Source organism: Acinetobacter sp. YH12021 (assembly GCF_013420145.1).
GTDB classification, from domain to species: domain Bacteria; phylum Pseudomonadota; class Gammaproteobacteria; order Pseudomonadales; family Moraxellaceae; genus Acinetobacter; species Acinetobacter towneri.
Genome location: NZ_VOYT01000008.1, coordinates 37,726 through 51,345, shown reverse-complemented (window position 1 = coordinate 51,345; position 13,620 = coordinate 37,726). Strand labels below are relative to the sequence as shown.

The 13,620-nt window shown below is 39.7% G+C and carries 14 protein-coding genes; 7 read left to right on the top strand and 7 right to left on the bottom strand.

All coding sequences use genetic code 11. The annotated features are described in order from the left end of the window. Positions 1 to 76 precede the first annotated feature (76 nt). Both rodA and FTT91_RS08275 read left to right on the top strand, forming a co-directional pair. Entirely contained in the window at positions 77 to 1,213 is a 1,137-nt protein-coding gene (gene rodA, locus FTT91_RS08280; RefSeq protein WP_154320713.1) for a rod shape-determining protein RodA, read from the top strand. A 187-nt stretch (positions 1,214 to 1,400) separates the two neighbouring features. Then, on the top strand, positions 1,401 to 2,309 hold the full coding sequence (locus FTT91_RS08275) for an AEC family transporter (protein WP_154320714.1): 909 nt from the start codon (positions 1,401 to 1,403) through the stop codon (positions 2,307 to 2,309). A gap of 28 nt (positions 2,310 to 2,337) precedes the next feature. On the opposite strand, the gene FTT91_RS08270 is transcribed toward FTT91_RS08275, so the two are convergent. Continuing rightward, a complete protein-coding gene (locus tag FTT91_RS08270) occupies positions 2,338 to 2,988 on the bottom strand; it encodes a hypothetical protein (RefSeq protein ID WP_004973366.1) in 651 nt (216 codons plus the stop codon). 98 nt (positions 2,989 to 3,086) lie between these two features. Here FTT91_RS08270 and ispF point away from each other — a divergent pair, with 98 nt between their 5' ends. Next, positions 3,087 to 3,575: a 2-C-methyl-D-erythritol 2,4-cyclodiphosphate synthase gene (gene ispF, locus FTT91_RS08265; RefSeq protein ID WP_004973369.1), complete on the top strand. Its 489-nt coding sequence runs from the start codon at positions 3,087 to 3,089 to the stop codon at positions 3,573 to 3,575. Positions 3,576 to 3,609: 34 nt separating this feature from the next. Here the strand turns inward: ispF and FTT91_RS08260 are convergent, their stop codons facing one another. The 3 genes from FTT91_RS08260 to FTT91_RS08250 form a co-directional block, all read right to left on the bottom strand. After that, on the bottom strand, positions 3,610 to 4,131 hold the full coding sequence (locus FTT91_RS08260) for a hypothetical protein (RefSeq protein WP_180169251.1): 522 nt from the start codon (positions 4,129 to 4,131) through the stop codon (positions 3,610 to 3,612). A 61-nt stretch (positions 4,132 to 4,192) separates the two neighbouring features. Further along, the gene (locus tag FTT91_RS08255) at positions 4,193 to 5,284 is read right to left on the bottom strand and encodes a 3-deoxy-7-phosphoheptulonate synthase (RefSeq protein WP_180169250.1); all 1,092 of its coding nucleotides are present in this window, start codon (positions 5,282 to 5,284) and stop codon (positions 4,193 to 4,195) included. Between the two features lie 170 nt (positions 5,285 to 5,454). Further along, entirely contained in the window at positions 5,455 to 6,342 is an 888-nt protein-coding gene (locus FTT91_RS08250) for a sulfite exporter TauE/SafE family protein (protein WP_180169249.1), read from the bottom strand. Between the two features lie 227 nt (positions 6,343 to 6,569). Here FTT91_RS08250 and lpxB point away from each other — a divergent pair, with 227 nt between their 5' ends. After that, a complete protein-coding gene (gene lpxB / locus FTT91_RS08245) occupies positions 6,570 to 7,745 on the top strand; it encodes a lipid-A-disaccharide synthase (protein ID WP_180169248.1) in 1,176 nt (391 codons plus the stop codon). A gap of 5 nt (positions 7,746 to 7,750) precedes the next feature. Here lpxB and FTT91_RS08240 read toward each other — a convergent pair whose 3' ends face one another. Next, positions 7,751 to 8,704 carry an AraC family transcriptional regulator gene (locus tag FTT91_RS08240; protein ID WP_096900855.1) on the bottom strand — a complete coding sequence of 318 codons (954 nt, stop codon included), beginning with the start codon at positions 8,702 to 8,704 and terminating at the stop codon, positions 7,751 to 7,753. Positions 8,705 to 8,870: 166 nt separating this feature from the next. Here FTT91_RS08240 and FTT91_RS08235 point away from each other — a divergent pair, with 166 nt between their 5' ends. From FTT91_RS08235 to FTT91_RS08225, 3 genes are all read left to right on the top strand, one after another. After that, the gene (locus FTT91_RS08235) at positions 8,871 to 10,076 is read left to right on the top strand and encodes an alkane 1-monooxygenase (RefSeq protein ID WP_004973378.1); all 1,206 of its coding nucleotides are present in this window, start codon (positions 8,871 to 8,873) and stop codon (positions 10,074 to 10,076) included. A 176-nt stretch (positions 10,077 to 10,252) separates the two neighbouring features. Next, positions 10,253 to 10,501, top strand: a complete 249-nt coding sequence (locus FTT91_RS08230) for an AbrB/MazE/SpoVT family DNA-binding domain-containing protein (protein WP_004973383.1) — start codon at positions 10,253 to 10,255, stop codon at positions 10,499 to 10,501. Beyond that, positions 10,501 to 10,836: a type II toxin-antitoxin system PemK/MazF family toxin gene (locus tag FTT91_RS08225; protein WP_096900853.1), complete on the top strand. Its 336-nt coding sequence runs from the start codon at positions 10,501 to 10,503 to the stop codon at positions 10,834 to 10,836. Before FTT91_RS08230 ends, FTT91_RS08225 begins: the two co-directional genes overlap by 1 nt. Before the next feature lie 89 nt (positions 10,837 to 10,925). Here FTT91_RS08225 and FTT91_RS08220 read toward each other — a convergent pair whose 3' ends face one another. Then, positions 10,926 to 12,125 carry an acyl-CoA dehydrogenase family protein gene (locus tag FTT91_RS08220; protein WP_180169247.1) on the bottom strand — a complete coding sequence of 400 codons (1,200 nt, stop codon included), beginning with the start codon at positions 12,123 to 12,125 and terminating at the stop codon, positions 10,926 to 10,928. A 51-nt stretch (positions 12,126 to 12,176) separates the two neighbouring features. Next, on the bottom strand, positions 12,177 to 13,487 hold the full coding sequence (locus FTT91_RS08215; RefSeq protein ID WP_004973388.1) for an acyl-CoA dehydrogenase family protein: 1,311 nt from the start codon (positions 13,485 to 13,487) through the stop codon (positions 12,177 to 12,179). Positions 13,488 to 13,620: the final 133 nt, after the last annotated feature.

Genomic DNA, 13,620 nt, shown 5'->3' with positions numbered 1-13,620 from the left:
AGCTTTAATGATTCACTCTGTGCCGCTTTGCTTCTATAATTGTCCATCCTGTCTATTTTAAATACCTTTGAGTCGCATGAATCCATCGCAGCAGTATCGTTTTTTACGTCACTCATTACGTGATGGTAGAAGCATTAAAAATGATTCCTCACGCTGGACTAAATTACATTTAGATCCATGGTTGCTGTGTTTTCTGATTTTAAATGCGATTCTGGGTTTAATGGTGGTATATAGTGCCACCGCGCAAGATATGGGGATGGTGCTGCGTCAAGCAACCAGTTTTGGCATTGGTTTTATCGCCATGATTATTTTGGCGCAAATTCCGCCTAAGGTATATCAAGCTGCCAGTCCATATTTTTATATCTTTGCAGTCATCATGCTGGCTTTGGTTTTGGTCATTGGTGAAACCCGTATGGGGGCAAAACGCTGGATCAGCTTGCCGGGTATTGGCAGTATGCAACCCAGTGAATTTATGAAATTTGCCATGCCATTGATGATGGCGTGGTATTTTTCGCGTCGTGCTTTCCCGCCTAAATTGATCCATATCATTGTCGCTTTAGTGATTATGATGATTCCTTTTGTCTTGGTGGCATTGCAACCCGATTTAAACATTGGTTTGATTATTCCTGGTGTCTTTGCGCTATTTTTAAGTGGCATGTCATGGCGATTAATCTTAGGAGCAATCACTGCATTGGCGCTCGCAGCACCATTGCTTTGGATGTTCTTTTTGCAGGAGTACCAAAAGAAAAGGGTACTAACCTTATTTGACCCAGAGTCGGATGCCTTGGGGGCAGGCTGGAATATTATTCAATCTAAAATTGCCATTGGTTCAGGCGGCTTTACAGGTAAAGGTTATTTAGAAGGAACGCAATCACATTTGGGTTATCTGCCTGAACATCATACTGACTTTATTATGTCGACCTATGCCGAAGAATTTGGTTTTATTGGCGTATTTTTACTGTTCAGTTTGTTTGCTGCCATTATTTTACGTTGTTTGATGATTGGGATGAATTGTTTCCATAATTTTGGACGTTTGTATGCAGGCACGGTTGGTCTGACTTTCTTTTTCTTTGTATTTCTAAACTCAGGGATGGTGAGTGGTATTTTACCTGTAACGGGTGACCCATTGCCGCTGATGAGTTATGGTGGAACGGCTGTTATTTCCATGTTGGCGAGTATGGGGATTGTGATGTCTATCCATACTCATCGTTAATACAGAATCCATCTGAAAGATGATGTAGGTGAGTTTTGCTATTATCATCTTTTTCTCTTTTTGTGGTTTTAAAAAGCCTAAGCAATTAGGATAAACACAAAACAATCCTTATAATATCCAGTAAATTTACTTTATTTATTAAGCAATAATTTAAAAAGAACAGCATAACAGTAACACAGAGCACCCCATGACCCATTTAATTTTTATTGCACTTTTCCCTTTGATTGCCTTAATTGCAATGGGTTATCTGCTTAAGCAATCACGTATGTTGGATGAGCCATTTTGGAAGGGTGCAGAAAAGTTAAATTACTATATTTTGTTTCCTAGCATGTTGTTTTTAAACCTCGCTACAGCAAACATTGAAGCGAAATCAATCGCACAGATTTTGTCGGTCGTAGGGATTATTGTGGCTTTAGTAAGTTGTCTGTTATATGCCTTGCGCGGCTATTTCAAAACACCCGCAGTCCGTTTTGGGGTGTATATGCAAAGCATGGTACGTTTCAATACGTATATCGGTTTGGCTTTGGTCGCAGCATTGTTTCAGGTGCAGGGCATGGCGCTGTTTGCGATTATTTTGGTGTTCTGCATTCCATTGGTGAATGTTTTATCTGTGCTGGCTTTAAGCGATACTAAGACTTTACAGGCAAAGCAAATCTTATGGTCATTAATGAAAAATCCATTAATTTTAGGCTGTATTGTTGGCGGTCTATTTAATTTATCAGGTTTGAGCTTGTGGGAAGGTGCAGCGCATTTTATTCGTCAAATAGCGTTATGCAGTTTGCCTTTGGGATTAATGTGTGTGGGCGCAGCATTACAATTTAATGGCTTGCAACGAGATGTATTCGCATTGGCATTGAATGTGTTCGGGCGTTTGTTATTTATGCCTGCTTTGGCTTGGCTAATTTGTCAGAGCTTAAATGTTCCAGTGTTGGAGTCGCAAATTTTAGTCTTGTTTTTTGCTTTACCTACTGCATCGGCAGCTTATGTACTTACACAAGTTTTAGGGGGAGATAGTCGTTTAATGGCTTCAATTATTAGCTTGCAAACCGTATTCGCCGCATTAACTTTGCCAATTGTGTTGTGGTTGCTCATTTAATCTGTCTAATACAATCTATTGTTCAGCATTAATCGTATAAACGATAGATGCCCGCAAAGCGTTCACAACCTTTTTGTTTGGTTTGAATTTTTAAGATTGCTTTAGAATAATTAAACTCATAACTGCAATCGTGCTCATTGTCGATGATTTTGTTTTTTTGATCAGGTGTTGTATAAGCTAAAAAGGCAATACTTTGGCTTTCAAGGCGGTTATTTGGATTGCGATAAGCAATACCTTCAATTTTAATGCTGTTTTTATTGAGTTGATGAATTTGTAAATGTACGGGTTGTGCAGCAAATTGACCATTTTCATATTTTAAATAATGTTGAGTCATGCTTTGATTCATTGAAGTGAAAAAATTCAGTTGATCAATTCTAAAATCAAATTGCTGAGTATAACAATTTAAGCTTTTGCATTGCTGTAAGCGTTGGATCCACAATTGCTGAGTATCTTCTAACAAGCGAATAGGCGCATCACTCATCAAATAAGCTGTTAAATGTTGATCACTTAATTTTTCACGCAATTCTGAGAAATTTTCTGTGCACACCTGCGCCAACTTTTTATTGGGTGTAGATCTACAATCAATCCCTTGTGCATAAGAGAAAGATGAATATAAACAGCCAAATAACAGCAGTGTACTTAAGTTTTTGATAAGATGAATCTCAGATTTCAACAGCATGATCGCTTATACTTTCACTATGTTGCGCTAGGTCTAATATAGCGAAATCGAAAGTATGAATACAAGATTTCAATGATTTATTTCTACAGGAGTTGAACATGGTTGCACAGATTCGTATTGGACAAGGATTAGATGTTCATGCCTTTGAAGCGGGAGATTTTGTGACGCTTGCAGGTGTTCAAATTCCTCATACACAAGGTTTAAAAGCACACTCAGATGGTGATGTAGTGCTGCATGCACTATGCGATGCATTATTAGGTGCTTTGGCGCTGGGGGATATTGGGCAGCATTTTCCAGATACCGATCCAAATTATAAAGGTGCAGATAGTCGGGTATTGCTTAAACAGGTTTATCAACTCATTTTAGACCGTGGCTATAAACTGAATAACGCCGATATTACTGTGGCGTGCGAACGTCCTAAACTTGCACCGCATACGCTAGAAATGCGCCAAAGTGTCGCTGATGTATTGGATGTAGAGGTCACACAAATCAGTATCAAAGCGACAACCACTGAAAAATTAGGTTTTACTGGGCGTCAGGAAGGTATTTTAGCAACAGCGATTGTATTGATTTCTCATACAAAATAATCGCGTTAGAATTTTATCTATACAATCTGCTGAATTAAGAAAGTTCAGCAGATTCTAAAGCTTGTTGTAAATCTTGCGTGGCTTTACGACCTTGTAATTGCAAAGAAACGGCGTGAATTAAGCCTGTCCAAGTTTCATTTGGTTTCCAAATATCATGTAATAAGTCTTGAGCAGTTGCAATATCCACATCCATAAAATATTGACGATATAAATACATCAAACTACTGACGTGGCTGTTATTGCTGCAATGTACCCACACCATTTGGCTTTCTAATAAATGATTGACCAAATCGAGCAATAATAAACATTGATCAGAAGATGGTGTTTCCCATGAAATTGGCAGCTGAATATAGTTCAGTCCAACATCCAGACAAATTTTGTCCTCATGAGGAAGGGTATGTTCAGCATCACTTTTAGCCAAATTAATAACAGTGCCAATACCATATTCTTTAATTTGTTTTAATTCTTCAGCCGTGGGCTGACCTGAAGAAAACAAACGCTCATGAATGAACTGGAAATTTTTAATTTGGCTAAGTTGGGTTTCAATGTCATTCATGCGCGCAGAATTTCCTATGCTACAAATAGAAACGCCATCATGAAGATGGCGTTTTTAAATCTTAACGATTCACTAAAACGTCTTTTAATGCTTCATGCATTTCAAGCAATGCTTTTTCAGTGGTATCCCAGTCGATACAACCGTCAGTCACAGACTTACCATACTCTAAATCGCATAAGTTTTCAGGAATATCTTGACGACCACCTTTCAGGTGACTTTCGACCATAATCCCAACAATAGACTTATTGCCATCTAAAATTTGCTCAGTGATATTTTTTAATACCAATGGCTGTAAGAATGGGTCTTTGTTTGAGTTAGCATGGCTGGTGTCAATCATGATTTTGGTGCTGACTTTGGCTTTGCTTAATGCATTTTCAGCATTTGCAACAGAACCTGCATCGTAGTTAGGCTTACCATTCCCACCACGTAAAACCACATGTGCATATGCGTTTCCGCTAGTACGAATCACAGAAACCTGACCTTGATCATTCAGACCTAAGAAACTGTGGCCGTGTTTTACAGATTGCATAGCATTGGTTGCAACCGTTAAGCCACCATCTGTACCATTTTTAAAGCCGACTGGAGAAGAAAGACCAGATGACATTTCGCGGTGCGTTTGGCTTTCTGTAGTACGTGCGCCAATTGCAGACCAAGAAATTAAATCTTGATAATACTGTGGTGAGTTTGGATCAAGTGCTTCAGTCGCACATGGCAAACCTTTTTCATTTAACTCAAGCAAAAGTTTACGACCAAGACGCAAGCCTTTTTCAATGTTAAAAGAGTCATTCATGTCTGGATCGTTAATTAAGCCTTTCCAGCCCACTGTAGTACGTGGTTTTTCAAAATAAACACGCATCACAATATAAAGAGAATCTTTTACTTTTTCGCTTAATACTTTTAAACGATCTGCATATTCATGTGCAGCAGCAGGGTCATGAATAGAACATGGACCAATCACCACAAATAGACGCTTGTCTTTACCATCTAAAATATTGCGGATTGTTTCACGACCACGAAGAACGGTTTGATAAGCATTTTCAGTCAAAGGTAACTCAGTTTTTAATTCTGCAGGAGTCACGAGTGGCTGAATACTTTCAATATTCACGTCATCGATGTCTGATTGTGTAAGAGGATTAGACTGTAAAGTATTCATTGCCGTCACTGGTTTGATCATACAAAAGATTGTTTAATAGTCTGAATATAACATGAATTTCACTGTATTTTGTTATAAAAAGATGAATACTTCTTTAAAAAATAAGTGATGAATCGGGTAGATAAATTAAACGGTCTGTTTTAGCAAAATCCTGTCAGATAAAGCATTCATTATTGGCTGGTTTGTGCCTCAGAAACTGCTGTTGCAGTTTCTGGTGTGCTGATAGGTTTTGATTTCACAGGATTAACCATAAAGTTAATCCCGATAATAAATAAGGTAATACCTAAAACTTTACGAATCACTTTTTCAGGTAAACGTGAACTGACTAAAGTTCCCACCACAATTGCAGGAATCGAGCCAACCAACAGCCAAACCAATAGGTGAAAATCGACATTACCTGAACTCATGTGACCTAAGCCTGCAACTAGGGTAAGTAAGACGGCATGCACGACATCTGAACCGATAATACGAATCATCGGTAGATTCGGGAACATCAGCACCAATGCCATGATGCCAAAAGCACCTGCACCCACTGAAGAAAGTGTGACAAATACACCCAGTACAACTCCCATAATTACAATGAGGGCACGCTTATCTGCAGCCTGTAGTTTGACCTTTTCAAGGTCTTGGGTCATATCGGGCAATTCTTGTTTACGGTATTTATTAAAAAACGTTTCAATTTGACTGCGAAACACAATTGAGATGCCAGTTAAGGTCAACATAAAGCCCAGTACCACGGTCAGTACCATTTTGTAATGGGTAGATTGGCTTAAATAATTCTCTAAAACCCAGTGGGTCGCAAATGAAGCAGGGATACTGCCCACCGCAAGCCAAATGACAATGGGCCATACAATATTCATTTTTTTGGCATGAACCAATGAACCGCAGAACTTTGAAATAGCGGCATAAAGTAGGTCTGTTCCAATTGCGATATGCGGTTCAATTTTAAACAAGCTGATCAGAATGGGAGTCATCAGTGAGCCGCCACCCACGCCAGTCACACCTACGCAGAAGCCGACCAATACACCTGCCAAAATAAACTCTAAAGGACCAACCATGAAAATATGCCGAAGTCAAAAAACGTGAATATATTATGACTTTTGGCAATAAGTTGTTGTCTTGATTAGTGATTTACTTATTCTTAAAACAGATATAGTCGATGTGGAAAACCAGCGCAAAAGATTGCAGATTCAAGCCACGGCTTACTTTCTGTTTCTTACAAAATACAGAGGCTATGCTAAAATATGAAAAATTCATATCAATTAAAATTTAGAGGACAAAACGCTTGCAAAATCGGAAACTTAAAATAGGTATCGTTGTGGGAGAAGTATCGGGTGATACTTTAGGGGCACAACTCATGCGACGTTTTCGTGAGCAAGGCATTGATGCAGAGTTTGAAGGCATTGGTGGCCCGCAAATGATTGCGGAAGGTTTTAAAAGTTATTATCCGATGGATATTCTATCGGTAATGGGCATTGTTGAAGTGCTGAAAGATTTGAAAAAACTCTTTGCAGTACGGGACGGTTTGGTCGAAAAGTGGACTCAACATCCCGTCGATGTCTTTGTCGGAGTTGATGCGCCTGATTTTAATTTACGTCTTGCCAAAAGTTTAAAACAGAAAAACTTGCCGATTAAAACCGTGCAATATGTCAGTCCTTCGGTATGGGCATGGCGACAAGGTCGGGTACATGGCATTAAAGCCAGTATAGATTTGGTACTGTGTTTATTTCCGTTTGAAAAAGCCTTTTTTAAAAAATGGGGTGTGCCTGCAGCCTTTGTCGGACATCCTTTGGCGAGTCAGTTGCCGTTGGAAAATCCAATTGCTGCAGCAAAACAAGAATTGGGTTTAGACCAACAGCAACAACATATTGCGTTATTGCCTGGTAGCCGACGTGGTGAAATTGAGCGTTTAGGGCCGTTAGTTTTAGATGCGGCTTATATTTTGACGCAAAAATATCCGCAGTTTAAGTTTTTAATTCCTGCAATTAATGATGCACGTAAACAACAAATTGAAGCGTTACTGCAGTCTTATCCGAGTGCATTACAAGACAAAGTGCAATTGATGGAAAATCGTGGCACAGAATCCAAAATTGGTCGTCAGGTAATGAATGCGTCCGATATGATTGCACTGGCTTCAGGCACGGCGACGTTAGAAGCGATGCTATTACATCGTCCAATGGTTACGTTTTATAAGCTCAATCGCATTACGTACTGGATTGCGAAACTGTTGGTGAAAATTCCTTATTATTCATTGCCAAATATTATTGCAGGTAAAAAGGTTATTCAGGAATTAATTCAGGATGATGCAACACCAGAGCGTTTGGCAGCAGAAATTGAAAAGTTAATTTATATCGAAACTGCACAAATTCAAGTGATGCAACATATCACTATGCATAAGCAATTATTGTCCGATAACAGCGAAGACCCTGCACAAGCAATTTTGGCGATTTTAGATCGTTAAACTGTTCATTTCGTGATTGCATTGTTGTTTTGAAACTGCTGCCGATACTGGCTAGGTGTTAGCTCGAATTGCTTTTTAAAAGTTTGGCTAAAGGCGGTTTCGGAAGAATAACCGACACGATGGGCAATTTGTTGAATCGACAATTGTCCTTGCTGTAAATAATGCGATGCCAAGCGTAGCCGATGTTGTTGTAAGTATGCCAAAGGCGGCTCACCAATCACCTGATTAAACAAATTGGCAAATTTAGAACGTGACATGCAACATTGTTCTGCCAAACTTTCTACCGTCCATGCTTTTTCGGGTTGACCATGAATAGCTGCGAGCGCATTGGAAAGTTCAGGATGTGCCAAAGCGCCGAGCCAGTTATTTGAGTCATCAAGCTGAAAAATATAATCACGCACACATTCAATCAGTAAAATACTGACCAAGTGATCTAATATTTTATCCCGTCCCGGTCGGATTTGATGACTTTCCACCGCTAAAAATTGCAAGCCAATTTGTAACCACTCGGGCGCTGTGCTGCACATGATATGCGGAATATGCAGATATTCGGGTAGGGCACTTAAAAGCGGTTTTGCCATGGTGGTGTCCATGTGGCATTGAATCACCAAAATAAATGCGTCTTCAGCTTGTGTGTGATTTATCGTGCCAAAATTTATTGACTGCTGTGACTGAATTTGAAATAAATCCGAAATATCAAAGTGTTCTGTCCAGTGAGTGTCTGCAGTTGCACTTGCGTAATGACTGCAACCCGATGGAATCAGGACAATATCACCTGCATCAATGTGAAGGTGTGTCTGTGCAGATAAATGGATATGCAGCGAGCCTTGTAGTACTACATAAGCCAGCATTGCCCCTTGGTCACGATATTGAAATGACCAATCTCCTTGAGGATTTAAATAGATATATTCTGATTGGTGCAGATGTATATCATCAAAAATTTTACTTAAAGCATCCATATTTTAAGCATAAATCATTATAAAAAATAAACCTGTGATTTCAGGACAATATAGCGCATTTTTGCGCCAAAGACTTTTGCATAGCTTTTTTGGACGTCTGCAACTGTTCATTCTCGTGTCTTTCCTCAAATATATAGGTAGAACAGCGTAGAAGGAAGAAAATAAGATGAACGCACCACTTCATTTGCTTAAAGAGATGGAACAGGATGTTCCTTATAAAAGCGCGGCTCAACTCGATAAAAAGCGTTATTTATGGTTGATCAGCCCATTTTTACCTGTATTGGGGATGGGGATTTTGGCGGGTTATCAATTCGCTCCGAAGCCTGCGAAAAAAGTTTTTGCTCTAGGTGGCCCTTTATTATTGCATGTGATTATTCCAACAATTGATACTTTAATTGGTCAAGATGCCAATAACCCAAGCAATGAAGATGTGAAACGACTTGAGGAAGATCGGTATTATTCGCGTTTGGTGAAAAGTTTTATTCCTTTGCAATATGCCGCCAATATTTATGCAGCTTATTTGGTTGGACGGCCACAAACCTCGTTAGTCGATAAAATTTTTCTGGGTATTTCCATGGGGATGGTGAATGGTATTGCTGTCAATACTGCGCATGAACTCAGCCATAAATCTTCAAAAATAGATCACTTACTGTCACATTTGGCTTTAGCACCAACAGGATATAACCATTTTCGGGTTGAGCATCCGTATGGGCATCATAAACGTGCTGCGACACCTGAAGACCCTGCATCTTCACGTATGGGAGAAACATTTTATGAGTTTTGGCCCCGCACGGTAAAAGGTTCGTTTAAGTCTGCACTGCAAATTGAAACTCAGCGTTTAAAACGTAAAGGCAAAAGTTTTTGGTCGAAAGACAATGAATTATTACAAGGCTGGGGCATGAGTGCGGCATTTCATGCTGCATTGTTGGCGCGTTTTGGTACTGGGATCATTCCGTATTTGGCGACACAGGCTTTTTATGGCATTAGCCTGTTTGAAATAATTAATTATATAGAACATTATGGCTTGCTTAGACAAAAAGATGCGCATGGCAAATATGAGCGCACTATGCCTGAACACAGCTGGAATAATAACAATATTGTGACCAATTTGTTTTTGTATCAATTACAACGTCATTCCGATCATCATGCTTATCCAACCCGACCATTTCAGGCTTTGCGACATTTTGATGAAGCGCCTGAATTACCAAGCGGTTATGCCAGCATGTTGCTGCCTGCCATGATTCCTCCTTTGTGGTTTAAAATTATGGATAAACGTGTATTTGAACATTATCAAGGCAATTTAAACAAAGCCAATATTCAGCCTAAACGCCGTGCACGAATTTTTAAGAAATTTGGTGTGGTGGATAATTGATTGAATTATTAAGATTATTTTTTAATATTCATTTTGATATTTCTTTTGTATATATCTTTCAAAGGAAAGATTGAGATGTATACCAGATGTCTATTTTCACTCATCTTACTATGAATTGACTTCATCTCATTTTGGCGCATAATAAAGTTATATATTTATATAATATTGAGGTGGGTATGATTCATACAAACTTGAGAAAAGTAGGTGGTTCGGTCATGCTTGCCGTACCGCCTACATTATTAAAAAGTTTAGGTTTAGATGCGGGAAAGGAAGTTTCTCTGAGCATTGTGAATGGTAAGTTAGTGGTCGAACCTAAAGCGAAGCCATCTTATAAATTGGCTGACTTGCTGCAAGAGCATCAAGCTTTAGCATTAGAGCAAGATGCGTGGCATGATGTAAAAGCAGTTGGGCGAGAAGAAATCTAATGAATCAAGGCGATATTTATTTGATTTCATTAGATCCAACACTTGGACATGAACAACAAGGTAAGCGACCTGTATTTGTTATTTCACCTAAGTCATTTAATCTTATTACTAAAATGCCGATTGTTTTGCCTATTACTTCTGGTGGAAACTTTGCACGAAATATGGGTTTCGCTGTAGAGCTTATTGGTGGGAAAACTACAGGTATTGTGCGTTGTGATCAATCTAGAGCTTTAGATTTTGAAGCTAGACACGCGCGGTTTTTAGAATCCTCGCACGCAGATGTTTTGGATGAGGTTTTAGCAAGATATATCGCAATTTTTTCACCTGAAGATTAATTTATATCGAAAAAGACAGAAATTTATAGCAATATTTCTATGAAAATCTGTCTTTTATCTTACTTTACTATATGCCTTAAATCATAAAATCACTTGAGCTCACTCGAACTTTTACCTAATTCACGACGGGCAATAATCAATAGCTGAATCTGTTGCGTACCTTCAAAAATATCTAAAATTTTCGAATCACGTGCCCATTTTTCCAATAACTCATCTTCGTTATAACCCACCGATGCAGCTAACTCGACACACCTGAGCGTGATTTCATTACACACGCGACCAGCTTTGGCTTTGGAAATAGAAGCTTCGCGTGAGTTAGGCTGTTTATTGTCTGCCATCCATGCTGCTTTGAGCATCAATAAACGTGCGGCTTCCCATTCTGCTTCCATCCGATAAGTCTGTGCTGCGATATGTGAACACTGTAAATAGGGCGTGGCATAATTTGCATCTAATTGGTCTTTAAAAATTTCCTTAATCCGCTCTAAAGCGGCTTTGGCACAACCAACGGCCATAGCTGCCACCAAAGGGCGAGTGTTATCAAAGGTTTCCATCACACCTGCAAACCCTTTGGCAACATCAATTTCTGTATTGCCTAAAAGGTTGCTCGCAGGAACACGGCAATTTTCAAATCGAATTGTTGCTGTGTCCGAGGCTTTAATCCCTAATTTATGTTCTAAGCGTTCCACGGTCATGCCAGGTGTGCCCTTAGTCACAACAAGGGATTTGATCGCAGCACGTCCCAGTTTTTTGTCTAAGGTTGCCCACACAACAACGGCATCGGCGCGGTCACCAGAGGTCACAAAAATCTTTTCACCATTTAAAATATATTCATTGTCTACTTTGGTGGCAGTGGTACGAATAGCCGCAGAGTCAGAACCACAGTTGGGTTCGGTAATTGCCATGGCTGCCCAAACACCATTAAAGCGTTGTAATTGTTCTTCATTGGCCACCGCAGCAATCGCAGAATTACCTAAACCTTGGCGTGGCATACTGAGTAATAAACCTGTATCGCCATAACACATTTCGACAATACTCAGTGCGGTAGACATATTTACGCCATTTTTGTTACCTGTAGATGTGTCACCACGTTTGTTGACTGCTGCACCTGCATTCATGCCATCGCCCGCTTGGTTCATACCATCAACTAAGGCGGCAAGCATGTCTAATTCTTTCGGGTAGGCGTGTTCGGCTTTATCATATTTCCTTGAAATGGGACGTAATACATTTAAAGCAACTTCATGTGCCTGATCGACCAACATTTTGAATTTTTTTGGATTTTGTAAATTCATGGATGTATTCCTTATTTTTCTAGCTGGCTATCGTTTATTGATGGTGTGAGATTAAGCATGCAAGCCTGAATGCATAATTGCAGTCGCACGTAAATCACGATACCAACGCTCTACAGGATGTTCTTTGGTAAAGCCATGACCACCTAAAATTTGCACGCCATTGGTGGCAATTTGCATAGATTTTTCTGCACAGAGCAGACGTGCTAAATATGCTTCTCGATGAAAGTTTTTACCCGATTCGGCAAGACTCGCTGCATTCAGCAACAGCATGCGCATGGCTTCAATTTCAATGGCCATATCTGCAATCATAAAAGCCACACTTTGACGATGTGAAATTGGTTCGCCAAATGCAGTGCGCTCATTGGCATAGCGAATACAATAACTTTTCACTGCTTCACAGCAACCAACTGCCATGGCGCACCACATGAGATTGCCTAAATCTAAAAATGCGCTGTAATCGAAATCATCTGTGCCTAAACGCTCCGCAGGGGTTTGATTAAACTTTAAAGTCGCCGTTTCGCAGGCTTTTAAGCCCATTGCAGGCGCTGCTTTAAATTGAATAGAAGCATCACGTTGCACAATGAACACATCGGCTTGACCATTTAGCTCTGCACTAACCAAAAATAAATCTGCTGTTTCGGCCAAAATCACCAGCGTTTTTTCACCTGTAATTAGGTACTGTCCATTTTGCAAAGTCGCTTTGGTTTTTAGCTGATACGGATTAAACGCAGCAGTATTTTCCTGAATCGCAAAAGTGGCTTGAAGTGGCGTTGGATGGTTCGCGTCTGTTTCGGAAAACGCAGATAAATACTGATTTTGAACCTGTTCTGAACCCCAGCGAGTTATGGCATTCATTACGCCAAATGTGGAAAGTAATCCTGCGGTTAAGCCAAAGTCGCCACGTGCCAATTGTTCGGCAATTAAAATATGGCTGACAATATTTTGTTCAGTGGCAACACCGCCTAAAGCTTCGGGCAGAGCATAGGTGTTCAAACCTAAATCTGTGCTGTATTGCCATAATACTTGTGGGAATTTCGCATCATGATCTGCCTGATGTGCCAATGGATAGATCACTTCTGTAGCAAATTGCTGCATGGCATCGACCAGCATTTGCTGTTCTTCACTCAATGACAAATCAAATAAATCTTTGGATTGACGTGTCAGTCGTTGTTGCGGTAATTTTTGTGTGCTTTTAAAATTTTTTTGAGTGGTTTCAAAGGTTTTAAAACCTGCTTTGGCTGAGTGATATAGAGATTGTTCAACCCATTTGCGTAATTTGAATTGATCGAGCAGATCACTCGATGCCATTTTAGTGAGTAGCGCTAAGCCGAATCCTTGGGCTTTGTTTATCATTTGACTCATGATTGTGTTGTCCTACACAGAGAATGCTTGTTTTTTATGCTGACATGCAGACTATAAAAAAACTATGTCATTGCTGACATGCAGAATTGTCAAAGATAAACGGTAAAAATTTTCTTATAACTGGACTAATATG

What these genes read in the sequence shown, in the direction of transcription:
- rodA (WP_154320713.1), top strand. Translation starts at nt 77, where the DNA reads ATGAATCCATCGCAGCAGTATCGTTTTTTACGTCACTCATTACGTGAT.
- FTT91_RS08275 (WP_154320714.1), top strand. Translation starts at nt 1,401, where the DNA reads ATGACCCATTTAATTTTTATTGCACTTTTCCCTTTGATTGCCTTAATT.
- FTT91_RS08270 (WP_004973366.1), bottom strand. Translation starts at nt 2,988, where the DNA reads ATGCTGTTGAAATCTGAGATTCATCTTATCAAAAACTTAAGTACACTG.
- ispF (WP_004973369.1), top strand. Translation starts at nt 3,087, where the DNA reads ATGGTTGCACAGATTCGTATTGGACAAGGATTAGATGTTCATGCCTTT.
- FTT91_RS08260 (WP_180169251.1), bottom strand. Translation starts at nt 4,131, where the DNA reads ATGAATGACATTGAAACCCAACTTAGCCAAATTAAAAATTTCCAGTTC.
- FTT91_RS08255 (WP_180169250.1), bottom strand. Translation starts at nt 5,284, where the DNA reads ATGAATACTTTACAGTCTAATCCTCTTACACAATCAGACATCGATGAC.
- FTT91_RS08250 (WP_180169249.1), bottom strand. Translation starts at nt 6,342, where the DNA reads ATGGTTGGTCCTTTAGAGTTTATTTTGGCAGGTGTATTGGTCGGCTTC.
- FTT91_RS08240 (WP_096900855.1), bottom strand. Translation starts at nt 8,704, where the DNA reads ATGGATGCTTTAAGTAAAATTTTTGATGATATACATCTGCACCAATCA.
- FTT91_RS08235 (WP_004973378.1), top strand. Translation starts at nt 8,871, where the DNA reads ATGAACGCACCACTTCATTTGCTTAAAGAGATGGAACAGGATGTTCCT.
- FTT91_RS08230 (WP_004973383.1), top strand. Translation starts at nt 10,253, where the DNA reads ATGATTCATACAAACTTGAGAAAAGTAGGTGGTTCGGTCATGCTTGCC.
- FTT91_RS08225 (WP_096900853.1), top strand. Translation starts at nt 10,501, where the DNA reads ATGAATCAAGGCGATATTTATTTGATTTCATTAGATCCAACACTTGGA.
- FTT91_RS08220 (WP_180169247.1), bottom strand. Translation starts at nt 12,125, where the DNA reads ATGAATTTACAAAATCCAAAAAAATTCAAAATGTTGGTCGATCAGGCA.
- FTT91_RS08215 (WP_004973388.1), bottom strand. Translation starts at nt 13,487, where the DNA reads ATGAGTCAAATGATAAACAAAGCCCAAGGATTCGGCTTAGCGCTACTC.